23 protein-coding genes and 1 riboswitch are annotated in these 24463 nt (G+C 39.6%); of the genes, 4 read left to right on the top strand and 19 right to left on the bottom strand.

Annotation, left to right across the window (positions count from 1 at the left end):
• Positions 1-275: 275 nt before the first annotated feature.
• The 5 genes from IEW44_RS14075 to IEW44_RS14055 form a co-directional block, all read right to left on the bottom strand.
• Positions 276-662: a hypothetical protein gene (locus IEW44_RS14075; RefSeq protein ID WP_188615694.1), complete on the bottom strand. Its 387-nt coding sequence runs from the start codon at positions 660-662 to the stop codon at positions 276-278.
• A gap of 54 nt (positions 663-716) precedes the next feature.
• Positions 717-2597 (bottom strand): ATP-dependent helicase, encoded by a 1881-nt coding sequence (locus IEW44_RS14070; protein WP_188615693.1) that lies wholly within the window; start codon positions 2595-2597, stop codon positions 717-719.
• An 81-nt stretch (positions 2598-2678) separates the two neighbouring features.
• A complete protein-coding gene (locus IEW44_RS14065; protein WP_188615692.1) occupies positions 2679-4649 on the bottom strand; it encodes a methyl-accepting chemotaxis protein in 1971 nt (656 codons plus the stop codon).
• 229 nt (positions 4650-4878) lie between these two features.
• On the bottom strand, positions 4879-5619 hold the full coding sequence (locus IEW44_RS14060) for an SDR family NAD(P)-dependent oxidoreductase (protein ID WP_188615691.1): 741 nt from the start codon (positions 5617-5619) through the stop codon (positions 4879-4881).
• A gap of 40 nt (positions 5620-5659) precedes the next feature.
• Positions 5660-6670: an MBL fold metallo-hydrolase gene (locus IEW44_RS14055; RefSeq protein WP_229704258.1), complete on the bottom strand. Its 1011-nt coding sequence runs from the start codon at positions 6668-6670 to the stop codon at positions 5660-5662.
• A 76-nt stretch (positions 6671-6746) separates the two neighbouring features.
• Between IEW44_RS14055 and proC the strand changes: the two genes are divergently transcribed.
• Complete coding sequence (gene proC, locus IEW44_RS14050) at positions 6747-7559, top strand: pyrroline-5-carboxylate reductase (protein WP_188615690.1); 813 nt, start codon at positions 6747-6749, stop codon at positions 7557-7559.
• 54 nt (positions 7560-7613) lie between these two features.
• Here the strand turns inward: proC and IEW44_RS14045 are convergent, their stop codons facing one another.
• The 6 genes from IEW44_RS14045 to IEW44_RS14020 all read right to left on the bottom strand — a co-directional run bounded on the left by IEW44_RS14045 (position 7614) and on the right by IEW44_RS14020 (position 14628).
• Positions 7614-8213: a leucine-rich repeat domain-containing protein gene (locus IEW44_RS14045; RefSeq protein ID WP_188615689.1), complete on the bottom strand. Its 600-nt coding sequence runs from the start codon at positions 8211-8213 to the stop codon at positions 7614-7616.
• A gap of 108 nt (positions 8214-8321) precedes the next feature.
• On the bottom strand, positions 8322-10193 hold the full coding sequence (locus IEW44_RS14040; RefSeq protein WP_188615688.1) for a leucine-rich repeat domain-containing protein: 1872 nt from the start codon (positions 10191-10193) through the stop codon (positions 8322-8324).
• A 153-nt stretch (positions 10194-10346) separates the two neighbouring features.
• Positions 10347-12026 carry a transglutaminase domain-containing protein gene (locus IEW44_RS14035; protein ID WP_188615687.1) on the bottom strand — a complete coding sequence of 560 codons (1680 nt, stop codon included), beginning with the start codon at positions 12024-12026 and terminating at the stop codon, positions 10347-10349.
• Positions 12027-12205: 179 nt separating this feature from the next.
• On the bottom strand, positions 12206-12436 hold the full coding sequence (locus tag IEW44_RS14030) for an acyl-phosphate glycerol 3-phosphate acyltransferase (RefSeq protein WP_188615686.1): 231 nt from the start codon (positions 12434-12436) through the stop codon (positions 12206-12208).
• Positions 12437-12482: 46 nt separating this feature from the next.
• The gene (gene rnz / locus IEW44_RS14025) at positions 12483-13397 is read right to left on the bottom strand and encodes a ribonuclease Z (protein WP_188615685.1); all 915 of its coding nucleotides are present in this window, start codon (positions 13395-13397) and stop codon (positions 12483-12485) included.
• A 4-nt stretch (positions 13398-13401) separates the two neighbouring features.
• The gene (locus IEW44_RS14020; protein WP_188615684.1) at positions 13402-14628 is read right to left on the bottom strand and encodes a DNA polymerase IV; all 1227 of its coding nucleotides are present in this window, start codon (positions 14626-14628) and stop codon (positions 13402-13404) included.
• Between the two features lie 179 nt (positions 14629-14807).
• Here IEW44_RS14020 and IEW44_RS14015 point away from each other — a divergent pair, with 179 nt between their 5' ends.
• On the top strand, positions 14808-15848 hold the full coding sequence (locus tag IEW44_RS14015; protein ID WP_188615683.1) for a Cj0069 family protein: 1041 nt from the start codon (positions 14808-14810) through the stop codon (positions 15846-15848).
• Between the two features lie 235 nt (positions 15849-16083).
• Here the strand turns inward: IEW44_RS14015 and IEW44_RS14010 are convergent, their stop codons facing one another.
• From IEW44_RS14010 to IEW44_RS13995, 4 genes are all read right to left on the bottom strand, one after another.
• Positions 16084-16782, bottom strand: coding sequence for a tetratricopeptide repeat protein (locus IEW44_RS14010; RefSeq protein ID WP_188615682.1), 699 nt, complete (start codon positions 16780-16782; stop codon positions 16084-16086).
• A 10-nt stretch (positions 16783-16792) separates the two neighbouring features.
• Complete coding sequence (locus IEW44_RS14005; RefSeq protein WP_188615681.1) at positions 16793-17245, bottom strand: metal-dependent hydrolase; 453 nt, start codon at positions 17243-17245, stop codon at positions 16793-16795.
• A 71-nt stretch (positions 17246-17316) separates the two neighbouring features.
• A complete protein-coding gene (locus IEW44_RS14000; RefSeq protein WP_188615680.1) occupies positions 17317-18525 on the bottom strand; it encodes a Zn-dependent hydrolase in 1209 nt (402 codons plus the stop codon).
• Between the two features lie 109 nt (positions 18526-18634).
• Positions 18635-19504, bottom strand: coding sequence for a LysR family transcriptional regulator (locus IEW44_RS13995; protein WP_188615679.1), 870 nt, complete (start codon positions 19502-19504; stop codon positions 18635-18637).
• 110 nt (positions 19505-19614) lie between these two features.
• Between IEW44_RS13995 and IEW44_RS13990 the strand changes: the two genes are divergently transcribed.
• On the top strand, positions 19615-20751 hold the full coding sequence (locus IEW44_RS13990; protein WP_188615678.1) for an MFS transporter: 1137 nt from the start codon (positions 19615-19617) through the stop codon (positions 20749-20751).
• Between the two features lie 57 nt (positions 20752-20808).
• Positions 20809-21375 (top strand): YdcF family protein, encoded by a 567-nt coding sequence (locus tag IEW44_RS13985; protein WP_188615677.1) that lies wholly within the window; start codon positions 20809-20811, stop codon positions 21373-21375.
• A gap of 49 nt (positions 21376-21424) precedes the next feature.
• On the opposite strand, the gene IEW44_RS13980 is transcribed toward IEW44_RS13985, so the two are convergent.
• The 4 genes from IEW44_RS13980 to IEW44_RS13965 form a co-directional block, all read right to left on the bottom strand.
• Positions 21425-22087, bottom strand: a complete 663-nt coding sequence (locus IEW44_RS13980) for a methionine ABC transporter permease (RefSeq protein WP_188615676.1) — start codon at positions 22085-22087, stop codon at positions 21425-21427.
• The gene (locus IEW44_RS13975; protein ID WP_188615675.1) at positions 22077-23078 is read right to left on the bottom strand and encodes a methionine ABC transporter ATP-binding protein; all 1002 of its coding nucleotides are present in this window, start codon (positions 23076-23078) and stop codon (positions 22077-22079) included. Before IEW44_RS13975 ends, IEW44_RS13980 begins: the two co-directional genes overlap by 11 nt.
• Positions 23078-23908, bottom strand: a complete 831-nt coding sequence (locus IEW44_RS13970; RefSeq protein WP_188615674.1) for a MetQ/NlpA family ABC transporter substrate-binding protein — start codon at positions 23906-23908, stop codon at positions 23078-23080. Before IEW44_RS13970 ends, IEW44_RS13975 begins: the two co-directional genes overlap by 1 nt.
• Before the next feature lie 80 nt (positions 23909-23988).
• Positions 23989-24135 carry a YezD family protein gene (locus IEW44_RS13965; RefSeq protein WP_188615673.1) on the bottom strand — a complete coding sequence of 49 codons (147 nt, stop codon included), beginning with the start codon at positions 24133-24135 and terminating at the stop codon, positions 23989-23991.
• Between the two features lie 79 nt (positions 24136-24214).
• Positions 24215-24317: riboswitch (SAM riboswitch) on the bottom strand.
• Positions 24318-24463: the final 146 nt, after the last annotated feature.

Here is a 24463-nt window from a genome sequence, read left to right as displayed (position 1 = left end):
TTGCATTAATTGTCGGTTTTCGAGTTACCAAAGGTACCCCTCATACCGAACGGCATTCATCACCCACCTATAGAGGATGGGCGACTTCTGCCTAAATTAGTTAAAATTTTGCAAACCATAATCTGGCGATGTAGGGTCTGGTTTGACTAAAAATAATAAATATGTAGTATCTTGACGTAAGGCTACATAATTTTCAGCCGCATATTTTACATAATGACCGTCTGCTTCTTCAAAAATTGTCGTTGGCTCATAAATAGTAAGCTCATCACCTATCGTTAATGCGTCTCGTTCATTAGGCTTAATAATGCTTTAATCACTACTTTTGTTCTTGTAAAACCACCTGTAAACGTTTTTGGCTGTAAGTGATCTTCAGGCGTTTCATTATAGTTGGCAATATGCTCTCGCTCTTCAAAGGGCTGAACAGCTTCAGCAGTGACAACTAAATCTGCTGTCTCTGGCATTTCTTCTAACGGATAACTCACAACAGAAGCCATGGACTCTATTAAGGGCATTTGTTTAATCGCTTGTGCCGAAAATGGCGCCTTATCATTCTTTCCTTGTGCGATTTCTTGTTGTAAACTCACTTTTGGTGTATTTTTTTCATAGATTAACCACACAGCGACTACCATAAGTAAGCTGACAAAAATCATACTTTTTTTCATATCAAAATCACATCCTTATCCTTATTTTCACTAAAAAAAGAATGTAAAGTAAACTTATTTTACATACGCTAAAAAAGAGGAGGGTTGACGTTTCGTTGCAAAAATGTGAAGCTGTGTTTTCGCTCGCGTCATGGCGACATAAAAAAGACGTAATGGCTCATCTAGTGCCGCCTTATTGTCTTCAAACGCCTTCACCTCGTGAAAAGTAGGCACTTGCCCTTCTTGCACATCAATTAATAATACTTGGTCAAACTCCAACCCTTTAGAAGAGTGAAAGGTGGATAATGTTACCGCCTCTTGTCCGTACTGTTGTTTAGATTGACGAATTTGCTGCTCTAATTCATCTAAACGCGTAAAGAACGCCACTAATGTCTTAGCTGATTGGGCAATGAGTTGAATAGTAGATAAAATACGTAAACAAGCTTCTTCATTCATCTTCATAAAGTTTATATATTTTTCGAGTTGTTTATAATAATCTAATTCATACAGCACAGCTTGAATGGCATCACTTGGTGTTTTGTCTTGTAATGTGGGGAATATTTTCTCACATTTTTCAAAAAAGCGAATTTGATACGGTTGCATTTGTGGCAATGTGCGTAATGTCTCCCATAAGTTAGCTTGTGGGTCTTTCTCTGCGAGCTGTGCAATGTGCTCCTTCTTTACATAACCTTTAAAGCGCGGGCGTATCGCGTCAATAATCCTATAATGCTTGACCTGACTTCCATAAGCTAAACGCAAATAGTTGCGTAAATCTTGCATAATAAAATGGGTAAAAAAACGCCCATACACATCTTTCACATAAAATGGAATATTCTCCTCCATTAACATATGTGCGACTGCAATACTTGACGCATTATTCCGATATAACACTGCCGTATTAGCGTATGGTTGTGCTTTTATCAAGTGTAAAATAAATGTCATCTGCTCATGGTGAGACTGACATAATACAATACGTGGTGGCACACCTTCTTCATTCATCGTTGTCATCTTTTTGGCAAAACGCTTTGATACATGTGGAATAAACTGATTTGCTGTTTTGACAATTTGCTGTGTAGAGCGATAATTTTGTGTTAATGTAAGGGTTTTACCTGTAGGATAACGTTTTGTGAAATCGAAAAGCTGTGTCACATCACTGCCTCTAAACTGATAAATACTTTGGTCATCGTCTGCCACCATATATATTTTTTGATGCGGCTCAGCTAACCACTCAATAATGGCATGTTGAACGACAGAAGTATCTTGCGCCTCGTCAACTAAAATGAAACGGAAACGCGTTGTAAAATCTTGACGTACGTGTGCATCCGTCTCTAAAATACGGAGTGCCTCTGTCAACATATCATCGTAATCAATTAATTGAGGTTGGTGGTTTTGTTTATATGTTTCGTAAGCCTCGTATACTTCTTCTGCCCCTTTGACAATGTCAAACCCTCGTTCTTTTGCGATAGTTGTAAATTGTGTTGGTGTGACATGTAAATTTTTAATAAGCCCACAATAACTCTCAATGGATTCTACTACCTCTTCAGAAGGGTATTCTTGATATTTTGCGCGATATAACTGACGGAAAATACGACGCTTTTCACTAAACTCGCCATCAATTAATTGAAATGGCATCTGTGTAGCCCGAATAATTTGCAAAGCTAGCGCATGAATCGTCAAAAATGTGACAGGAGGCAATTGCGGGAAAAAATGCATAAAGCGCTGACGCATATCTTGGGCTGCTGCTCGGCTAAAGGTAACTGCTAAAATTTCATGTGGTTGGTATGCGCAGTCATGTAATAAATAACCGATTTTAGCAATCGTTGTCGTTGTTTTACCTGTGCCTGGCGCCGCAAGTAATAATAATGGTTGGTCTACATGTAAACAAGCCGTTAATTGTTGCTCATTTAAGGTGACTTTTGCTTGTTGTAAAGCTTGTAAAAAACGAATCTTTCTCATCTCCTTCTTAAGCTCAGTATAACGAAAAAAATGTTATGGAACAAAAATAAAAAGCACTGTGAAAAGGCACAGTGCTTTTTATTAGGCTTTAAATTGAGCTGTTGCGTGTTGCAAAGATGTTGCAATGGCTTCTAATTGTATAATCGTCTCATTTAAATCATGCATTTGTTGTTGTTGCTCTTTTGTTTGTGTGGTCATTGTCGTAATGGTTTTTGCTGTTTGTCGTGAGCCATCCGCTACATGTTCAAAAGTAGCGGCAATCTCCTCTGTGCTCGCCGCCACTTCTTCTGCCGCACTTGAAATGCTATTCACTTCAATAGACACCTCATCAATATGTTGAACAATCTCTGTGAATGCTTGTTGAGCACGCCCAGCTACTTCTTGACCTGTTGTCAGTACTTGTGCTGTCTGATTGACTGCCGTAACGATGGCTTGTGTCTCAAGATGCACGTTACCTACAATGGCTGCAATTTGGTCGGATGCTTGTTTAGAAGCATCGGCTAATTGACGTACCTCTTCAGCTACCACAGCAAACCCCTTCCCTGCATCGCCTGCACGTGCCGCTTCAATTGAAGCATTCAGTGCTAATAAATTGGTTTGATCTGAAATAGCCGTAATGGTCTCTGTAAATGTACTAATAGTTTGCGATAAAACCGTTAATTGTTCCGCTCGGACTGCTGTCTGATACGCCTCTTTGTTAGCATCTGTTAATTGCTGGATCAATGCTTGTAATACCTCACCGCCACTTGTAGCACTTGTTACAGTTTCATTTGTCATTGTTGCCATAACAGCTACAGATTCGGATGTATGTTGAATGCTACGGGCTAACTCATCCATAGCTTGCGCGCTCTCATTCGTACTCATCAATTGAGTAGTTGTTGCCTGTTGTACCTCCTCTGCGTGAGTTGTAATCTGCTTTGAGGCTTGCATGGTGGCTGCGGTATTTTGCTGTACTTGTGCCACACTTGTAAAAATGGCTGTCGCCTCTTGCCCAAAGTGTTGCATCATTTGTTGCAATTGTGACATCATTTGATTAAAGGCTTGTACAAGTTGCCCAATCTCGTCTTGGTTCGCGCCATCTATGCGTTTTGTTAAGTCAGCATCACCTGTTGCAATATGTTGCAAAGAATGGGTAATGGCAGTCACACGTTTAACTTGACGCCCAATAATAATGCTTGTCAATAATACAATAAGAAGGATCGCCACAATCGCTGCTATGAATGTTGCTTGCTGGATTTGTGCTAAAATATGTTGAGATGTGGTAACAATTAAATAATCGCCATTATCTAACGCTTGTACATAACTCCTTGCCTTCTCGCCTTGATAATGTCCGTTTGTCGCTACAATGCCTTGCTTATTATGTATGGAAAACTGCGGTGCTTCTTGATGTGTCGCGTGAATTATTGTACCATCTTGCCTCGCAACAGCCGCATATAAAACACTATCGCCAAGATGGTCTTTCATTTTATTTATGTATGAGGTGACACCTATCGCTTGTTCAAGTTTAACAAGGTCTTGCCCATTGCGTGCCACTTGTACGATTTGTGGCTGTTGCCAACCGCCTACCCCGACAAATTTATACACTTCATTATCAACGTCACGCTTTTGTGCGGGCTGTGTAATTTTGGTTTCTGTGCCATCAATAAGTTTCATATAGACGGCCGCTTGTCCATTAGGGTCACTGCCAAAGTTAAAATCAATCGTTGGCGCAATGGAGGTAATCGTTGTATTACCTTTATCATCTGTACTCCAAATCTCATCAATATTTGCGCGTTTAGCAATCGTTTTAAGGTCTTGATGTGTCGCGCCTTGTGCTAAAATATAGGAAGCCATAACGGATTCCGCCAACATTTCTTGTTCTAAAATATGCTCTGCTTCTTTTTGCGCATGTATGGCTGTATTCATGCCAAGCGCTGTAGATTGTACGAGTCTCTCGCCTTGTTCATTGATGCTCTTTTCTGTTGATTGATACAAAACAATTGAAAATATCGCCATAATTAGCATGACTATTGCCATAATAGGCAACAGCATTTTCCATTTCAATGACTTCAATCTCAACATCCCCTCTAATATTAAGTGCCTACTCTTTTATCATAGCTTAAATATCCCATTTGTTTAATACCATTATCATAGAAAAGCTACGCACCATAAATCAAAAGTCATAAAATGTTAACTTTTTATGTTGTACTACGGACATATCCGAGATAACGTAGCAATATGTTAGCTAGTAGCTCTAAAAAAAGTGGCAAAGCATACGATATCGCTGCTTTACCACTTTGTTTTATTTTTTATAGAAAAAGGATTTACCAATTGTTTCAATAAAAGCAGGGGCTAACTGATACATTTTACTTGTTAATCCCATAATGCGAGGCAAGTTCACTTCACGTTTTGAGGTACCAATCACTTTAATCGTTTCATCTGCTACTTTTTCAGGTGACAATAATACATTTGCTACCGCTTTTTTATAGCGATTAGTTGAATCGGCCTTATGTAAAAATGGTGTATCAATGGGCCCTGGATGAATAGCGGTTACTATGATATGATGAGGAGCTAACTCTAAGCGTAAGCCATTTGCTAAACCTACAATAGCATGTTTGGTTGCCGCATATACTACTGCTTTTGGTGTTGCCACTTTCCCAGCTTGCGAACCAATAAAAATCAATTGCCCATAACCTTGCGCAAGCATCTTTGTGGTAAAACGCCTCGCTAACAAAGCTGTTGCTGTTACATTAACAGCAATCATTTGCTGAATACTATCATCCGTTTGGGATGAAAAACCCGAAAAATCACCAACACCTGCACATAAAATAACACAATCCACATCTGGTAACTGTATCATTAAAGCCTCTTGGTCATTTGGTTGGGTAAGGTCTGCTTTAATCGCTGTCGCGCCTATAACTTTTAAGGCGTGTAACCCTGCCTCACTACGCCCTGTGGCAAAGACAATATGCCCTTGTGCACATAATTTGCGTACAATAGCCATACCAACGCCACTTGTTGCTCCTGTTACGACAATATTCATTTTATGGCCTCCTGCTAATTTATCACATACTGAGTGTTGATTATGTTATGCGAATATAATGAATAATACCTCCACGTTTAAACGTTGTTACCTTGTGTAAACTCTCTAAATAGTCTAATAGCCCAACTGTCTTTGATAAGGTTAAGCCAAATTGATGTTCATATACTCTAGGGTACATGCGTTTTGTTGCTTCTAATGGTGTTATCTCTTCCGTTTTAGTCATCATCTCATAAAGAGCAAGTGCCTGGTCATGTAAACGCACTTTACGCGCGTCAATTAAAGGAATAATATTTGTCAAATTGGCCCCGTGGCCAGTATACATCGTAGAAACAGGCAATGCGCGTAAAATTTCGAGTGAGGCATTATACTCTAACTGCGATTTTGCACGTGGCTCTCCTTGTTTTAATGGTGGCTCGATTAATGGATTAGGTGTGATTTTTTCTAATAATAAATCACCACCGATAACTTCGTGTGAGGCTTCATCATAAAAAATAAAGTGGCTGCGTGCATGCCCTAATGTTTCAATCGCTTTTAAGCCGGGATGCCCTGGAATCTCATCCCCATCATTAATAATTTTAGTGAGTGGTTGACTGCCTACCCACGCCATTTCACGACGCACTTGTATACTTTTTTCGATAATGCCACCAGGCAAACCACTTTCAAATAAATTTTGACGATAAAAATCCTCATGGTACGTGAGAAAATCCTCATCATGCTTTAGCCATAAATCATTGTATTCATGTCCCATAATTTCCGCATGTGGAAAAGCGTCTGTCCACCCCGCGTGGTCAGGATGATGGTGTGTAAGTACAACTTGTTCAACATCTTGCCATGTATAACCTGCCGTTTTTAGCCCTTGCTCAATTGCCCCATAAGCTTCTTGTGTTTTAGGCCCTACATCAAAAATCGTAAGCGCCTCCCCTTTTACTAAAAAGGCATTCACATCCCCCACTTTATACGGTGTTGGAATTTCAATTTTATGCACTTTCACTTCCTCATCCCCCATATTCGTACAATTTGAATCTGTATTCATTTTACTCTTTTTTAACAAGTCTGTCACATCCTTAATGCACATTGACCAATGTCTATTACTTTTCTATAATTAACCAATAAGGAGGTTTTCGCCAATGAAAGAAAAAAACATTGTTTTTTTAGGCGCAGGCTCGATTGCTGAAGCTTTTGTAAAAGGGCTTATTCATCATGATGTTGTAACCCCTCACCGAGTAGCGATGAAAAATCATTCTAATCACGCGCACTTACACTATTTACACGAAACCTATGGCACTAGTTTTGTTGAAGGCGACCAAACCTTCCAACAAGCAGATATTATTGTTCTCGCTATGAAACCAAAAGATGTGGATTGCTTAGCAGACATTGCTCACTTATTACAGCCACATACGATGATTATTTCGATTTTAGCTGGCGTCACATTTGAAGGAATCGAAAAATACGTAGGCACACGCCCCATTGCTCGTTTAATGCCTAATACGTCCGCTATGTTAGGTTTATCAGCCAGTGGGGCTGCCTTTAATAAGGTTGTCTCACAAGAGGAACGTGAACAATTGCTCACATTTTTCAGAACAGTGGGAACAGTAGAAATTGTTGATGAAGCTCACATGCATGCCATTACCGCCATTGCTGGCAGTGGCCCTGCTTATTTTTACTATTTTGTGGAGTGCCTTGAACAAGCAGGGGTAGCGTTAGGTCTTGATGCTAAAAAGGGACGTGAATTAATTATTCAGTCAATGAAAGGTGCCGCTGCAATGTTAGAAGCAACAGGTGAAGAACCTAGTGTGCTACGCGAAAATATTACAAGTCCTAACGGCACAACCTTTGAAGCGTTAGAGGTATTTCGTCAAGCGCAACTTGCTCAAATTATTCAACAAGCGACAGAAGCAAATGCGAATCGCTCCAAAACATTTAGTGAATTATATCGTTAAATAGCAAAACACGCACAGTAAGCTACTATGCGTGTTTTTTTATGTATAACATCATCAAACAAGAGGTGGCCACTCCCTCTCGTAAGTGATTTGCTTGATGGGATTATGGTGAAATGTCTCATCCGCTATCTTATTGGCAAAACTCGCTGGCAATGTGAGCGTTGTTAATGCGTTAAAAGCAAATGCCCAATTACCCACATGGGTAAGCGTAGGGCAACATGTAAGTGATGTTAATGCGTTATCGTAAAATGCCCAGTCACCTATTGACGTAAGTTGTGGTGGTAGCGTAAGTGTCGTTAATGCATTATTATAAAACGCCCAGTCGCCAATAGATATGAGTTCGTTTGGCAAAATAAGTTGTGTAAGTTTATTATTAGCGAATGCCCAGTTATCAATATGTTGTATGGTGTTAGGTAATGTGACATTATGCAAGTTTTTATCTTTGAAAGCTTGCTGCGCCACACGAATCACAGGGCGGTTATGTATGTGTGCTGGTATTGTAACGGCTTTTGAGTGCCCGTTATACTTTGTAATCGTGACCCCATCCGCTGTAATAGCTGTAGTAAATTGCTTGTCTGGTGCGGCTCGCCTTTTCGTTAAGACATACGTTAAACTTGCCAACACCCCAATCATGAATATGTGATTTCGTCTCATATTCCTTCCTCCTATTTGGCTACTTATTCTTCTTGACTTCTCCCTACACTCTTGCAAAAAAACGAACTAGGATATCCCCGTAGTTCGTTTATTATTATTACAGTTTATTTACTCAATCACAAATACTTGGTCTCTTAAAAGCCCTGCATTCGTTAGCGGATTATTAGTTAAATTAGCCTTTTGTAATGGCGGGACTTGTAATAAAGGGGCGCAATCTTTAATGTAATTATTCGTAAAATCAACAGATTGTAATGACGCAAACGGCACAATAAAATCAAGTGAGTCTAGAGATTGTGCCCACACGGTGAGTTGTTGTAGCGATGTCGCTCGTTGCAACTTTGCCCAAAATGCTTGGTCACTTATCGCATCGCCATCACGCACAAAAGTAGGTTGTGTATTTTGAATAGTGAGCTGCTGTAGTGTAGGAGCAAATGTGATATCACCTTGATCCACATACACTGTACTATTGACTAGTTGTACTTGTTGTGCTTGAGCACTGAGTTGTGTAAATGATGTCGCATCCATATCACTATCTAATACGAAGAGCTGTTGCGGTGTAAATGGTAACATTCCTTCATTAATGGATACGTCTTCTAAAGCAAACCTTTCTACACTTGGCACTTTAGTAGCTGCTGCATCAAAGCTACTGCTACCCTTTAAGGTTAAGCTTTGAAGCTGTGATATATCGTGTAATGCAGGTAAATCTCCTGTTCGTATTGTCACTTGCTGTAACGTAGGAAGGCTGCCAACATCTGTAGCTGTTAATGTTTGTTGCCCTTCATAATCAAGCTCTCGCAAACTTGTCAACGTATGAATACTAGATAAATCTTGTAACGCGTCATTATGTTTTAACGTTAAGTGCAATAAACTTGTACGCTCTGCTAAAGGTGAAAGACTTTGCACACGAGTATGAGCTAGATGTAGCGCCTGTAATTTAGGCATATTTTGTACAAAATCAATAGTCTTTAGCTGTGCTTGCCGAGTCAATGTGAGCGATTCGAGATGAGGTAATGCATATAACGTCGCATCTTGTAACTGACCGTCTAACATTTCGATACTTAAGTGTGTTAAGTTAGACAAACTCGTCAACCACGAGACATCACCTTGTCTTGTTAACAGTGAAATTGCTTCTAATTGCGTATAATTTTTCATCGCTTCAAGTGAAAAATCATAGGCGTTACTTTCCACAATATGCGCTTTTAATGACGTTAAATGAGGTAGCTGTGCAAGTAATGCAACATCTTCCTCTGAGCGTAGCTGCACCTCCAAACCAACAAGTGACGTTGGTTCGGCTAAGCCCTCTATAATTTGCCGTAGCGGCTGATTAAAACTTGCACCATAAAAGCGTAATTTACTTAATCCTGATAACGTGAATTTCTCATAGTCTACTTGTAATTCATAATCATCATTAAAATGCAAGTATTGCAAACCTGTAAAACTTGTGAAGTCCAGTTGTTCTAATGTTTTATCGCTATCAATCAAAAGTGTAAGCGGTTGATAATCTGTTTCACTATGATAATCTTCAAAACCATAGTCAAAACGCCACTGTGAGGCGCGTTCAACATTCCTTACACTTATGTAGGTTAAACTTGCCAACTCCTCTGTCGTAATTTGAGCGATTGGCTTATTAAAAACTTGTTCGACAAAAGCAATCCCTACACCAGACTGTGGCACCGTGCGTGTAGCAACTTCAACCTGTTCTTTAGGCAACGTCTTTGTTAAGAGCCCACTCCCTACTACAGCCATACTTGCCACTAGAATGATGCCTATAATAATCCCTATAACACCACCCCTTACCAACTTCTTAGTGGGAGGTGCATCATAATGATAATGATTTGTAATTTGCGTTACTTCAATGATATAGGGCTCTTCCTTTTCAATCATGTACTTCGAGGCACAAAAGGGGCACTGTAATAGATTGGCACTTTCTTTTTGCATTTGCCCACCGCATTCCGGGCATTTCATTTGATGGATTTTCATGTAACACCTCAGTATTCAACTTTATTATGCTTAGTATAGCGTATTATATGAGATGCACAACGCCCATAAGTCACAAAAAATGCAAGTATATAGGGCAAAACTATTCAAATAAAAAAGTGGTAGAATCATACACTCTACCACTCTTACTTATTGTTATTTAATTGTGAAACGGTAACTGATTGGTGTCTCTTCTTTAGAAGTCGTTGCCTCTATAACTGCGAAGTATGTCATTTTAGATTGGTAGGCATTGCGAGGTGCAACGATAACCTTATTCCCTTGTTGAATAACTTGAATGGCTACTCGCTCACCATAAGCTGTTGTCACATATACATCTGCCGCTTGTACCTCTTCATCAAACGTAAATGTCCATGCTTTTTTCGGGTCTACTTGCATAGCCTCACCAACCGAGGCAATCCCTTGTAAAGGATAGAATAAACGTTTTGGCGCCGATTGTACGCTAATGACTTGTTTGCGTTCAACCCCTCGGTAATTGACAGTAATCGTTGCTTTACCTGTACTCTTAGCAATGACAACACCATTCTCCACAGTAGCTACACGTGCATCTGATGTGGCATACGTAGCTTCATTGTGCACAGCAAAACTTTGTCCATTAGATAAGACAGCATGTGCTTTTGCTGGTACACCATCCCCTACTTGCATGTTTGTTGGTAGCGAGATTTTTACATCACTCACTTGCGCATCATTGGCATATTGGGCACGCACTTGAATAATATGCCCTGGCACACGTGGTGTTTGCGAAATAGTGTAACTAATTTTACCATGATTAGCTTGATTTACAGCTTGTTGCATAGCGTTTGCAATGGCATGTTGCGAGCCGTTAAACACAACCGTGAAGTTATTTTCAAAACGATTTAATTGCCCAACGATTTGCGACGTTAATTGTGATGCATCATTAGCATATAAATAGTTCAATCCTAATTCACGTTGAACGGCAGGATATTGCTTGATTGTATCTACATAGTTAGCTGTTGCAACAGGATATGGTTTATCATGATTGTTAAGACCACCTGTTTTAAAGAAATGATCTGTGCGAATCATATTGTCTGTTAACATATAATAGTCATAGGATACTTCATTTTTACGGTCAGGAATAGGGTCATCCCACGTCGTATCGAGATGGTACCATTTGCCATCAAGTTGTACCAAATTCCACACGTGACCGATAGTATCTGCTCCCTGGCCCGCTTCTCCGCTAATTAAACGTGTGGGAATCCCTACCTCTTGTAACATGCGATATGTAAGCATTGCATAACCATTACACAATGTTTTCCCTGTTGTTAGCGCATGATACGGGGTATTGATTGCTTGATTCATCCCTACATGGTCATATGCGGTATTTAACACGATATAATCATGAATGGCTTTTACTTTTTCATGATTATTCATGCTGCTATTAGTCACTTGATTAACAATTTCTTTCGCTTTACGATCAACGTACTGCACTTGGTCATAGGTTTGGGAATAGCGCATCGTTAGCTCAATCGTAACCTTACCATCATAGCCACTCCATTTTGCGTCATAACCACGATAATCGTAAGCAAGGTATTCATCATTTTGTAGGACATTCTCAATGGATTGACGTAAATCTGCTTTCGTATTATCAAAATTGCCACGATATGTAATGTTGATTTTAGGTTGGCGCTTTTGCATACCTGCAGTAATTTGGTCTGTCATCTGTGTAACATATGTATTTTTAATCGTATATTCTGTATTTTTGCTGTATGTGTCATTGCTAGAAAGGGTCTCGGCTAAAGCAGCATTTGGTACAGTTAATAAAGCTGTAACAGCTGCGATCATCGTAAACTTTTTCATAACTTCCACCTCCAATTTCATTATACCATGTTTCATAAATTCAAAGTCCTAATTTCCTATGAAATAGTCAAAATTAGGTCTAAAGGTAAAATGATAAGAATATACGATAAAAGAGATGTATTTTAGACTATAAAAAAAGAAAACTACTTAAAAAGTTACCTTTTTAAGTAGTTTTTCGCTTACATGGCGCCTGAGCGTATTTTTTGTACGATGCGGTATGTTGTAAATAATGCGGCTGGTGCTAAAATAGCAATGATAATGAGCCATGTCGAGAGTGCCTCATTTGCTTTTAACACAGCGTAATTACTCATAACAAAAATAATTAATCCTATCAATAATACGTAACTTAAAATGTTTGGAAAGATTACAAATAAACGCAATAATGCAGGATGTATTCTTTTTTCTTCCAAGCCATCTCCCCCTTTCCTCTATTATACGAGGGATTGTTACGCTTGCCTACTTAATAGGATAAACTAATTGGTCATGGGCAATGGTAACTTGCGGGAATATCGCACTAGCCTCCGCTTTTAATAAAGGCATCTCATGGGCTAAGTAACGACTGCTAATATGCGTTAAAATCAGTTGGTCAACACCTGCCTGTTGCGCTACTTGCGCTGCCTCCTGTGCGGTTGCGTGCCCAAACTTTCTAGCGTGTGGTTGCAAATCGTGTAAAAAAGTGGCCTCATGGACAAGTACAGTCGCATCTTTTGCTAAATTAATAGCATTGTCGGTGTAGCTTGTATCTCCTAAAATCGTCACGATAGCGCCTAATTTAGGCTCCCCTACAACGTCCTTACTTGTAATAGTACGCTCTCCAACCTGTACAGACTCGCCATTTTTCAAACGCCCTAGTAAAGGCCCTTTAGGCACACCGAGTGCTAATGCCTTGTCGATCTGTAATGCACCAGGTAACGGTTTTTGGGTGACGCGATAACCATAGCACGGGATTACATGAGCAAGTGATGCTACTTCTACGATAAATTGTTCGTCTTCATAAATAACGCCATCTGTGACTTCAACATAGGATATGGGATATGTAACATGTGTTTGGGATAGCGTTAATGCCATTTCAACAAATTGCGCAATGCCTTTTGGACCATAAATGGTTAGTGTTTCTTCGCCACTCTGAAAAGAACGTGAACTTAATAAACCAGGCAAACCAAAAATATGGTCGCCATGCATATGAGTAATAAAAATCTTTGTTATTTTACGCGGTTTTAAATGTGTATGTAAAATTTGATGTTGTGTCGCTTCACCACAGTCAAATAGCCATAACTCTCCAATTTCATCTAATAATTTTAAAACAATCGCTGTTGTGTTGCGCTCTTTTGAAGGCATACCAGCGCCTGTACCTAGGAAGTGTAATTCCACAACATCATTCTCCTTTTTGATGGTCTTGTAAAAAGTCCTTACTAAAACTTGTATAACTATGATAACCTTTTGCGCGTGGAAGGGAAATACCACGTTGAATACTTCCTTCACCAAATTTACGTGTTAGCTTTTCGACAAGTTGCCTAATTGGCTCGTCTTTCATCTGTTCTTCATATGTGAAAAGTGATAATTGTTCTGTTTGTTGCGTCTCATCCATCACATTATTCATCGTAACACCAAGTAAACGTATAGGGAGATTATTCCATCCTATCTCGAATAAGCGCACAGCCTCTTGATAAATCACCCGTTTATCTTGTGTGGCATTGGCTAACGTGCCGCTTCTCGTAACTGTATGCCAATTATGATCTCGTATATGCACTGTAATCGTAGTACCCACTAATCTTTTTTCATAGAGGCGCACCGCTACTTTATCACTTAAGCGGCGCAATACAACATATAAAGCATCTACATCTTCCTCATCGCGCGCTAGCGTTTGCGAATTACCCACACTCTTTGTATCATAAATAGCCTCAGGATTAACATGACGTCGGTCAATCCCATTTGCTCTCTCTTGTAATTGCACACCCATTTTACCCATGGCAAGCTTCATCGTATAAGGTGACATCTTAGCTAAGTCACCAATCGTATGAATATGTAGCTGTTGCAATTTTTTTGCTGTACGCTCTCCTACCCCATGCATTTCCATAACAGGCAAAGGCCATAGTTCATGCTCCATGTCACGTCGGCGTAAAATGGTAATGCCTAAAGGTTTTTTACGATCAGAGGCTGTTTTTGCTAAAAATTTATTTGGCGCAATACCGATCGAGCAAGGCAACTTTAAACGTGTTAAAATCGTTTGTTGAATTTCATAAGCTACTTGCTGAGGATTTTGTAATAAAGTGACATCAACATAACCTTCATCAATGGAAACAGGCTCTACTAAGGAAGAAAACTCACGTAAAATATCAAACATGGCGATAGAGGCTGCTCGGTACATCGGAAAATTAGGTGGCAATACGATTAAATCTGGGCATCGTTTGCGTGCCTCAAATAAGGGCATTGTAGTATATACACCTACAGCACGCGCCTCATATGAACAAGTAATAATAATTCCCTTGCGTTCCCTTGGATTACCTGCAATAGCTAAAGGTTTGCCAAGTAAATGAGGATTTTTTGCTTGCTCAACCGAAGCATAAAAACTATTCATATCCACATGTAAAATAATTGACATCCCATTCACTCCTCACATAAGAATATACGTTCTATTATACGAGAAAAACGCCTCCAAAGTAAAACATATGATGGCCATGCGAGACATTACTTTTTTACAATATTTTTACATAAAAGAGGGCTTAACGTTTACAACCATCTTTTATACTCATTTTGAATAGGATAAAAGGAGGAGTAACAATGAAAAAAATCATCTTTTTTGAAGTAGCTGGTGGTACAGATAAAGGGGAAAATGGTCACCGCAAAGATACGATGCCAATGGTTAATGCATTGATTGCTAAAGGGTATGAAGCTGAAGTAATTTTCTTTGATGTAGAAAAGCGGGAAGAAATTCGTCAATATATGTTAGCTAATGCTTGCGCTTATGTTTCCCGCATTAACCCTGGCAACCTTGTTGGCGAGGTTGAATATTTTGCGATGTTACGTGAATTATGCGAACACGGAATTGTAGGTTTACCTCACCCTGATGCTATGGTAGGTTATGGTGCTAAAGATGCGCTAGTTAAGCTAACAGACAGTAATCTCGTACCAACAGATACATACGCTTATTATACGATGAGCGATTTTTTCTATCAGTTTCCGAAAGCCCTTTTACATAACGAACGCGTATTAAAACAAAACCGAGGCTCAACTGGTGAGGGGATTTGGCGTATCCAGCTTGCTGAAGCAGTACCTACATCAGCTACTGAAGTGCCCTTATCTACAAAGATTAAGTGTACAGAAGCTAAAGATAATCATGTAGAGTATTGGAAGTTAGGAGAGTTTATGCTGTTTTGTGAACAATATATTATCGGGCAAAATGGCATGCTTGTGGATATGCCCTTTTTGCCACGTATTAAGGAAGGAGAAATTCGTTTATTAATGCTGCGCAACACACCTGTCAATGTCGTACATAAAAAACCGGCTGAAGGCGCAAATGCTTTTAGTGCTACTTTATTTTCAGGCGCTCAATATCGCTATGACCCGCCAATTTTATGGGAGAAATTAATTACCGACTTTTTAGCACAACTGCCTATGATTCAACAAAAATTAGGCGGTTATGATATTCCACTTTTATGGACAGCGGACTTTATTTTAGATACCGATGACAACGGACAGGACACGTATATTTTAGGTGAGATGAATTGCTCCTGTGTCGGCTTTACATCTGAGTTATCATTAGCGTCAAAAGTAGCAGATGAAATCATCGCTTGTATTAGTGAGAAGCGTAGTTTGGCATAGATACAAAACGTCACTGATAAACCCATATTATGTTTACTAGAAAATACGAGGACAAAAGAAAAGAGGCTGGGACAAAAGAAAAAATGTGAGGCGATTTTTAAAATTGCCTCACATTTTTTTGCTTTCAAGTACATTAAGTGATTCATTTAGCCGAAAAATTATTACTTAAATTTTATATTTCTCCTCAAAATTGAGTTATGTCCCAGTCTCATTTTTTTAATGAGGTAATGTTATCTTATAATAATTGAGATTCCCACTGTCGTAACACATCATCACACTTCGCAATGGCAATTTTCAGCGGGACCTGTTCTTCACGTATTAATGCTTTAGTACGTTGTAAAGTTTGTTGTGCGCCCATCACATAATTTAAATTTTTAGTGGCTGTTGCTAGATGTATAAAAATATGATGAGCAATATAAGGCCAACGCGGATTTGCTGCATCTAATAACTGTGCCTCTTCAATCAAGCGTAGGGCGAGTAAAGGATGCCCCCCATAATCATTAAGCATTTGGGCAAATAAGCCCCAATACATCGCTTGGTTAGGCTGTAACTTGAGTGCTTCAGCCCACTGAACAAACGCTTTTGGTGCTTCATCTGTCACTGCATAATACCATCCCATCATGGCATAGGCTGCTGCTTGTTGCTCCTGATCACCAGCTAAACTTTGTTCAACCATTTCTCCAAATTGAGTATAATCTTGGTGGTGTTGAAATTGATAAAAAGGGCTTAACACCGCATATTGCTCTGCTGCATTTTCTTCGTATTGTTTTGTACCTAGTGAAGCCTTCGGGAGCTGCGCAAACCCTAAAGAATGCAAGACGTGTATATGTTGCGCTAATGTTTCACTTGCCTTGCCTGCCTCAACTAATAGCAATCCTTGTGTAAATCCTTCTTTCATTTTCCCTTGTGCAAGTAAAGATTCAACTCGTTGCATACTACTCCCCCTAACGAAAAGCATAATAAATCATAACAAAGCAGGCGATACTAATAAGATATTTTGCGCCTGTATCCATGCGCTTAGCTTGTCTCTTATTCATGCGTATACCAAGCTTTACAGGTAAAGGGTAGAAAATTTGTACCCTGCCTGTGAGCATATCTGCGATAATATGTGAACATAAGCCTGCTACTGCTGCCGTTGTCATCATATTATTTTGTGTAAGCCACTGTATCAGAACACCAACGAGTAGGACAAAAACTAGAGAATGCGTAAATGTACGATGCCCTAATGTATGCTTAAGTTGCTTAGCCAGCATTGGTACAAGCCGTCCAAGCTTTGATTTTGGCTCGTCAATATCTGGCACTAAACCGGCAATGCCGCCTACAACTGCACCTAGTGGCTGTTGCGTCACCATATATCCTGTAAGTGCGCCTGTTAACAAATGTGTTTCCCAGCCCATATTGTCGCCTCCTCCATTACTCCTATTATATATGAGGAAAGGCGCATCTCAAATAGTATTGAGACAGCTTTTTATTGTGCGATTTTTTGAATAGTGTCATAGAGCACTTGTGTCGCTATGGCGATATCTTCTGGTGAGCTATATTCAAGCGGATTATGACTAATTCCCCCTTTAGAACGCACAAAAATCATCACAATGGGCGCCACATTTGCCATATTCATAGCATCATGCCCTGCACCACTTGGTAAAGTATGAACCTTTAAGTGCTGTGCTTCAATAGCAGCAGATACTTGTTGAATCAGTAATTCATCACATTTAGCTGGCTTCACACGTTGTAATAACTGCGTATCACATTGTACACCACGTTTTTCTGCAATTTTTTGTAATACTTCGTAGAGTTGTTGCTCGGCTTGTGCTACATCTTCCTCATCAATATCCCGCATATCAATCGTAAAATCGACTTGACCAGGAATTACGTTTACACCATTGGGCTTTACTTGAAGTTTACCTACAGTAGCTACAATGCCAAATTTTTGTGCTAACTTTTCAATAGCAAGGATCATTTCACTACTTGCTGTTAGCGCATCACAACGTAAATCCATAGGCGTCGCTCCCGCATGCTCACTCACACCTATTACTTTTACATCTAGCCATAGGGGCGCTGCAATACCTGTTACTACACCAACGGGTAAATCTGCGTTTTCTAATACTTTGCCTTGCTCAATGTGTAGCTCTACATACGCTTTAATATCCGTACGCACTGCACTAGCCAGTGTATCCGTGACAAAACCTGCATCTACCATCGCTTGAGCAATAGTAATCCCATCATCATCAGGTGCTTGTAAATCTTGTTCTTCAAGTAAACCCGCCATAGCCCTACTCCCTAATAAGCCAAAGCCAAAACGTGTCCCCTCCTCGTCTTTAAAAGCGACAACTTCGATTTTATAAGGTGGCGTAACTTGTTGTTCAGCCATCGTATGTACTACTTCAATCGCACTTAATACACCTAGCGCCCCGTCATACTTTCCACCTTCTGGTACTGTATCAATGTGTGAACCCATCATGATTGTTTCCTCACCACTGCCATATGTACCAATGACATTGCCGACTGCATCAACTGTCACCGTCATTCCAGCTTCTTGCATAAAGCGGGCAATTACATCATTTGCTTGTTGTTCTTCTGTTGTAAATGAAAAGCGGTTCATGCCCTTCGTTACGGTATTCTCTCCAATTTGACCAAGTGTTTCAATATGTTGTTGTAAACGTGTGCTATTAATCATTGTCGCTCTCCTTTTCTTAGATGCTTTTTTTCATACTACTGTCTGATCTTTATATAAATCCTCCCCATTATAGCGAATTCAGAAAATGAAGAAAAGTAAAATTTTATTGTTAATTAAAATGTGTGAGTAAAATCTCAATAAATTTTTGAGCCGCTTGACTCAAATACTTATCTTTACGATAGTAAATGGCTAAAGTGCGTGTTGGACTTGGATGAATTGGCAGCGCGATTAAATGATCTTGGAAATGAGTGCCTAAGCGCAAAGGTTGAATCGTGACACCAACCCCTCGCCTTGCTAACTCAAAAAGGGAAGTAACCGTACCTGTTTCAAGTAACATTGTAAACTGGATGCCTTGTGCCTGTGCCCAGCGCTCTAACAATTGTCGACCTACGTAACCTGTCGGATAAAGCATCATTGGAAGCGTAGCAATTTGAGTTGGCGTGACAAAAGACGCTGAAGCAAGTTCATGTGTAGGTGGCACAAACAATGCATAACTCTCTTCGTAAAATTGTTCCACACAAAGTTGCTCACATACTTCACCCGCTAGCGCCACACCAATATCTACCTCATTCGCTAAGACACGCTGCACAATATGCACAGAAGAAATGATGGCTAGTGAAACATGTGGAAAGCTCTCATAAAAATGGGTAAGTATTGGAGGGAGGCGATAATCTAAATCTGACGGTAATACAGCAACACGCAAATGTCCACGATGCTCCTGTTGCAAATCTTTTAATTCCGCTTGGACATTGGCTACTGCTTGTTGAATAGCCTTTCCTTGCTTCTCTAGTATGTCACCTGCTGCTGTTTTCATGGTGCGTTTGCCAATGCGATCGAATAAAGGCATGCCAATCTCATCTTCTAATACTTTAATTTGTTGACTGAGTGTAGGTTGTGAAATACCTAATGCTTCTGCTGCTCTCGAAAAATGTAAATGCTCACATAATGTTAAAAAATAATGCAGTTGTCGTAATTCCATCATTAACTCCCATAGGTTTTTTCTATTATTATAATAGAAAAAATAGTATTGTTCTATCATAAAGCGTTATCTATAATAAATAGCACTGATGAAGAGAGGAAGTTGCTGTAATGCGTACGCTGTATTTATTACTTATTATTTTTTTAACATCCCTTAATTTAAGACCTGCTCTAACATCTATTGGACCTGTATTAAGCTTTATTCAAGATGAGCTACAGATGAGCAATGTAGCAGCTAGCTTTTTGACAACCTTACCTGTTTTTTGTATGGGCGTGTTCTCCCTTGTAGCGATTAAGATGAGTAAAACACTTGGTGTTGAGCGTTCTTTATTTATTGCCATGCTCATTTTGCTAATGACCACTGCCTTACGCTTCTTCACCCATTCTAGTGTGATGTTAATTATCACAGCGCTATTTGCTGGGGTTGGCATTGGGATTGCTGGGCCACTGATCGCAGGCTTTGTCAAAGAATATTTTCCAACAAAATTAAATGTCATGAGTGTTTACTCCGTATCGATGATTATTGGAGCTGCAGCCGCATCAAGTTTTGCGATGCCACTTTATCATATGGGGCGAGAGTCGTGGCGCTTCTCTTTAAGTTTTTGGGCAATTTTTGCTTTATTAGCAGCGTTATTGTTGTTACCACTATTACGTGACGGCAATAAAAACAAAGCACAGACCTCACCTGCTACACGCCACCCGCATATTATAGTATTAGTTTTTTATTTTGCTTGTATGTGCTCCATCTTCTATATGATGACGGCGTGGCTTGCTACCATTGCACTTGCACTTGATTTTACGCCTACACAAGCAGGGTTATTACTAAGTTTATTTACAGCTGTACAAGTACCTATGGGTATTGTTGTAACAGAGCTTGTGACACGCTTCCAACGCCGACGTTTATGGTTACTTTTATGTGCGTTTTCGGAATGTATTGGCCTATTGTTATTGATTTTCCAATTTTCACCTTGGGTAGCTACAGTGTTGATTGGCATTGGGGCGGGCGGTTTATTTCCCCTTGCATTACTCATTCCTGTACAAGATGCGATTACATCACAACAAGCTACAAATACTTCAGCGATTATGCAGTGCTTTGGCTTTATGATCGGCTCACTCGGTCCATTGGTATTAGGCTTTTTATTTGATGCGACTGACCATGTCATCTATCCTTTATTATTTGTATTAGCTGTCAATGTGATGTTAATGTTACTCATTACACGTATTAAACAACCGAAACAATTAGCATAGCGCCCACGGTTTTTTTGCGGTACAATTTGGATAACGTATACTTTGGAGGCAATGCTGATGAAAAAATCAATGATAGCTGGTATTGGGCTAGGTGTAATGACAAGTTTACACATTTTTTTTGACCGCTTAGTAAAAAATGGCTACAAAAATAAAGCAAATGGCGAGTTTGATTATGTCATTGTATTAGGCGCAAAAGTAAATGCTGGTGCAGAGCCATCAGAAGCATTAAAAAATCGCTTAAACAAAGCAGTGGCTTATGCCAATAAATACCCACACGTATGTTTTGTTGTCACAGGTGGACAAGGCGCTGATGAAGATGCCACTGAAGCTTCTGTCATGTTTCAATATATGATTCAACATGGTGTTGCACCTGAACGCATCATTATTGAAGATGCTTCCACTTCCACTTATGAAAATATTCGCAATAGCTTATATTTGTTGCCGCATGTTGAAGGCGTGACAATTATTACGAGTGATTACCATTGCGAGCGGGCAAAAATCATTGCTAAACGCTTCGGTTTACAAGCGAATGCTGTCCCTGCTGATACACCGGAAAATATTAAGTTTAAAGTTGTACAACGTGAGCGTGTACTCATTTTAAAAGCTGCAATTACAGGACGATAAAACAAAAAGTACGACTGAAACAATACAGTCGTACTTTCTTTTGGTCTAGTTAGGATTGAGCTACTTTTTTTGCTCGCTTGGCCAGGCGATCGCCTAGCCATTGAATGAGCTGTACGAGTATAATTAAAATAATAACAGTGGCTATCATAACTTCAGTTTGGAAACGGTGATAACCAAAGCGAATCGCTAAATCGCCTAAACCACCACCACCAATCATACCTGCCATTGCCGAGTAACCGAGTAAACTAATCATCGTGATGGTTAACCCTGCAATCATCCCTGATTTTGCTTCTGGTATTAAAACTTCCTTAATAATTAACCAAGAAGATGCCCCGCAAGCTTCAGCAGCTTCAATAACGCCTCTGTCGATTTCACGCAAAGCTGTCTCGACTAAACGTGCATAAAAAGGAATACCTGCAATCGTTAATGAAATACTCGCTGCTGTTGGCCCCGTCGTGGTCCCAAGTAGCCATTTTGTAAGCGGGATTAACAAAATAAGCAATATCATGTATGGCAATGACCGAAAAATATTAATAATCGTCCCTGCAAGTGACTGAATCATTTTATTTTGCCAAAACATGCCCTTACTAGTGGCAAATAGAAAAATGCCGAGTGGAACACCAATAATGATTGAAAATAAGGTAGCAATACCTAGCATCCAAGCTGTTTCCCATAATGCTGTTTGAAACTCCCCTGCCATATCAAGCAACATGAGCAAGCACCTCCAAATGTTTAATGCGTTCGTTTAGCCACGCCATAATAGTCGCATGTTGAGTGCTGCTTCCTACTATCTCAACAATGAGCGTGCCGAGTGCTTGGTCTTGAATATACGTAATTTGCCCGTGTAAAATATTTATTTTTACATTAAACTGAGCGGCTGCCTCCGAGATAATCGCTTCTTCTGCACGCGCCCCGCGAAATGTTAAGCGTACAATCGTCCCCGTTGTCTGTTGTAATAAACGGGCGGGCAACTCTAGTTTGTGTACAGTATCGACAAATTGTTTAGCAAGCTTTGTTTGTGGTTCGGCAAAGATATCATATACCTTCCCTTCCTCTACAATTTTGCCGTCCTCCATCACTGCCACACGATGACAGATTTCTTGCACTACTTCCATTTCATGCGTGATAAGTACGATAGTCAATTGTAGCTGTTCGTTAATTTCTTTTAACAATTGTAAGATAGAAGCCGTTGTCGTTGGGTCTAATGCAGATGTTGCTTCATCACATAATAACACCGTTGGCTCATTAGCTAATGCCCTTGCAATCCCTACACGCTGTTTTTGACCACCGGATAATTGTGCAGGATAATAAGCTGCACGCTCCGTTAACCCTACAAGTGCTAACAATTCTGGTACGCGCTTCGCAATTTCTGCTTTTGATTTGCCTGCACACTTTAAGGAAAAAGCAATATTATCAAACACCGTTTTAGTGGAAATTAAATGAAAGTGTTGAAAAATCATACCAATATTACGCCTTGCCAATCTTAATTGTTGTTTGGTAATAGCTGTAATCTCTACACCATCTACCATAATGCGCCCTGTCGTAGGTTGTTCTAAACCATTAAGGCAACGTAATAATGTACTTTTACCTGCGCCACTATAACCAATCATGCCAAAGATCTCACCTGTTTTAATCGTTACTGAAATATGTTGTAGGGCTTGTAATTTGCCATATGTTTTACTTACATCTTGCACTTCAATCATTATTTTGCCTCCCGTTCTTGTTGATAAGGCGGTAGCACATAGCCTTTTGCGTGTTCTTTCGTATATTCATAAAAAGCATCTGACTCATATACTTTTTGCAACGCTTTAACAAAATCTTCATTCTCATCACCCTCACGAATGGCTAAGTAAATTAAAAAGTCTTCTGATGTTTGCTCCACGTCTACCGCTTCTGTAAACTTTAAACCAGAAGCAATGGCATAATTCCCATTTACAAATGCAAAGTCGGCATCATCTAAAGAACGTGCTGTCGCCGCCGCATCTAACGGTTTGATGACTAAATTCAACGGATTTTCTGTAATATCTTTCTCACTTACTGTGACATGGTCAATATCGGGATTTACGGTAATCCAGCCGTAATTTTGCAACATATTTAAGCTGCGCGCTAAATTGACTGTATCATTAGGTAATGTAATCGTCATGCCTTCCTTGACATCATCTAATGACTGATGTGTTGTAGAGTATAAAGCAATAGGAGCACTTGGCACAGCAAATAAATAGTGCAGATGCGTCCCTTTTTCTTTATTAAAGTTAGTTAAATACAAGCGATTTTGATAAAGGTTGGCATCAATATCCCCTTCTTCTAATGCATTATTTGGTTGAATATAATCATGGAACTCTACTACTTTTAACTCATAGCCTTCTTCTTTTAATAACGGAGCAATCCCTTCTTTTAATTGGTCACTATAAGGCCCTGCTGTTGCACCAATCGTGATTGTTTTAGCATCGTTATTTTGTTCTTTTTTTGCCTCTCCCTTACTACATGCACTCAATAATAGTGCGATAGTTACTACCCATACTAGTTTCTTCATTTTTCTCTCTCCTTTGTCCATCAAAAAAGGCATTCCACTCGTGTCATGTGAAATGCCTCTAGTTTTCTAGTCAGCTCATATTATTGTGTAATGCGAATTTTTTCGGTGCGTTCAATTTGTACAACGCGCCCCTCATGTACTGTAATGTGTACAGTGCCAAATTGTAGTTGTGCCAATGCTTTTTCAATTTCCGCAAACACTGTTTTTGGCTGTTGTTGAACCGTCATGCTTTGTCCCTCCTTTTAGAGTAAACAAAAAAATCTCTATCTGTTGAGAGATAGAGACCGCTACACTAGCCGTTTACTCCTCTCATTTCCCAAAGTTTCCCTTGCTGGATTTGGCACCGTTTGACGCATCAATGGTTGCCGAGGTTTCGTAGGGCCAGTCCCTCCACCTCTCTTCATAAGAGTATTGCTTATTGGATTAATTAAAATCTTATATGATAACTTGGTTTAATGTCAAGCATTTTATTGTAAAATTAAAAATAATCGAATAATGGCATAGTACACAGGGACAAGTATTAACTTATCTACACTATTACGTAAAAAAGGTAAG

The sequence above is a fragment of the Lysinibacillus alkalisoli genome, assembly GCF_014643595.1.
GTDB classification, from domain to species: Bacteria; Bacillota; Bacilli; order Bacillales_A; family Planococcaceae; genus Metalysinibacillus; species Metalysinibacillus alkalisoli.
This window is presented reverse-complemented; position numbering and strand designations above follow the sequence as displayed.

Bases quoted from the DNA above. Each gene is read 5' to 3' on its own strand.
- IEW44_RS14035 (WP_188615687.1), bottom strand. From the start codon at position 12,026: ATGAAAAAGTTTACGATGATCGCAGCTGTTACAGCTTTATTAACTGTA.
- IEW44_RS14040 (WP_188615688.1), bottom strand. From the start codon at position 10,193: ATGAAAATCCATCAAATGAAATGCCCGGAATGCGGTGGGCAAATGCAA.
- IEW44_RS13985 (WP_188615677.1), top strand. From the start codon at position 20,809: ATGAAAAAATCAATGATAGCTGGTATTGGGCTAGGTGTAATGACAAGT.
- IEW44_RS14010 (WP_188615682.1), bottom strand. From the start codon at position 16,782: ATGCAACGAGTTGAATCTTTACTTGCACAAGGGAAAATGAAAGAAGGA.
- IEW44_RS13990 (WP_188615678.1), top strand. From the start codon at position 19,615: ATGCGTACGCTGTATTTATTACTTATTATTTTTTTAACATCCCTTAAT.
- IEW44_RS13980 (WP_188615676.1), bottom strand. From the start codon at position 22,087: ATGTTGCTTGATATGGCAGGGGAGTTTCAAACAGCATTATGGGAAACA.
- IEW44_RS14020 (WP_188615684.1), bottom strand. From the start codon at position 14,628: ATGTCAATTATTTTACATGTGGATATGAATAGTTTTTATGCTTCGGTT.
- IEW44_RS14045 (WP_188615689.1), bottom strand. From the start codon at position 8,213: ATGAGACGAAATCACATATTCATGATTGGGGTGTTGGCAAGTTTAACG.
- IEW44_RS14000 (WP_188615680.1), bottom strand. From the start codon at position 18,525: ATGATTAATAGCACACGTTTACAACAACATATTGAAACACTTGGTCAA.
- IEW44_RS13995 (WP_188615679.1), bottom strand. From the start codon at position 19,504: ATGGAATTACGACAACTGCATTATTTTTTAACATTATGTGAGCATTTA.
- IEW44_RS14005 (WP_188615681.1), bottom strand. From the start codon at position 17,245: ATGGGCTGGGAAACACATTTGTTAACAGGCGCACTTACAGGATATATG.
- IEW44_RS13965 (WP_188615673.1), bottom strand. From the start codon at position 24,135: ATGACGGTTCAACAACAGCCAAAAACAGTGTTTGCGGAAATTGAAAAA.
- IEW44_RS14070 (WP_188615693.1), bottom strand. From the start codon at position 2,597: ATGAGAAAGATTCGTTTTTTACAAGCTTTACAACAAGCAAAAGTCACC.
- IEW44_RS13970 (WP_188615674.1), bottom strand. From the start codon at position 23,908: ATGAAGAAACTAGTATGGGTAGTAACTATCGCACTATTATTGAGTGCA.
- IEW44_RS13975 (WP_188615675.1), bottom strand. From the start codon at position 23,078: ATGATTGAAGTGCAAGATGTAAGTAAAACATATGGCAAATTACAAGCC.
- proC (WP_188615690.1), top strand. From the start codon at position 6,747: ATGAAAGAAAAAAACATTGTTTTTTTAGGCGCAGGCTCGATTGCTGAA.
- IEW44_RS14060 (WP_188615691.1), bottom strand. From the start codon at position 5,619: ATGAATATTGTCGTAACAGGAGCAACAAGTGGCGTTGGTATGGCTATT.
- IEW44_RS14075 (WP_188615694.1), bottom strand. From the start codon at position 662: ATGAAAAAAAGTATGATTTTTGTCAGCTTACTTATGGTAGTCGCTGTG.
- IEW44_RS14015 (WP_188615683.1), top strand. From the start codon at position 14,808: ATGAAAAAAATCATCTTTTTTGAAGTAGCTGGTGGTACAGATAAAGGG.